General features: G+C 73.8%; 1 protein-coding gene. It reads left to right on the forward strand.

Annotation, left to right across the window (positions count from 1 at the left end; translation table 11 throughout):
- Window positions 1–301: 301 nt before the first annotated feature.
- The coding region (locus ACLD7X_RS18155; RefSeq protein ID WP_425625483.1) for a hypothetical protein at window positions 302–543 on the forward strand (242 nt) is incomplete at its 3' end.

The raw sequence follows: 543 nt of genomic DNA on the forward strand, positions 1-543 counted from the left end.
GCCCGCGCCGGGCGGGCGATGCGGTGCGGCTGGTCTGCGGCAGCGCGCGGGCGGTGGCGGAACTGGGCTGGACACCGCGCCGGTCCACCCTGCAGCAGATGATCGAAGACGCGTGGCGCTGGCACCGGACGGGCGGTTACGACCCCGCCTGACGTGTCCTCCCTGCACGTTTTTGCCGCAAGGCAGCAAGCCGGCTCGCGCCGGGGTTGACCATCGCCTGCCCAGGCGCGATTGTCGCGCCAGTGGTCCGCGACGGACCGGGTTAAGGGGTTTCCGGATGACAGGGTTTGGCCGTCGCGGCGTGCTGGCTATGGGCGCGGGCTTTGTGGTGGCGGGGTGCAGCCTGCCGCGCGGGGCCGCCCAGCAGCAGCAGATCCTGACCAGCATCACCGAGGACGTGGCCGGCGACTACGCCATCTATCCCGTGACGCGCGACCTGCTGCCGCGGCTGGATCACTGGCCCATGACCGGCTCGGGCCCGCGGGGGGGCTGGATTTCGGCCGGGGCGGCGCGGGGCGACCGGCGCATCGCGGCGGGCGACCG

It is taken from the genome of Aphanothece microscopica RSMan92 (assembly GCF_046613545.2).
Taxonomy (GTDB): Bacteria; Cyanobacteriota; Cyanobacteriia; order PCC-6307; family Cyanobiaceae; genus NIES-981.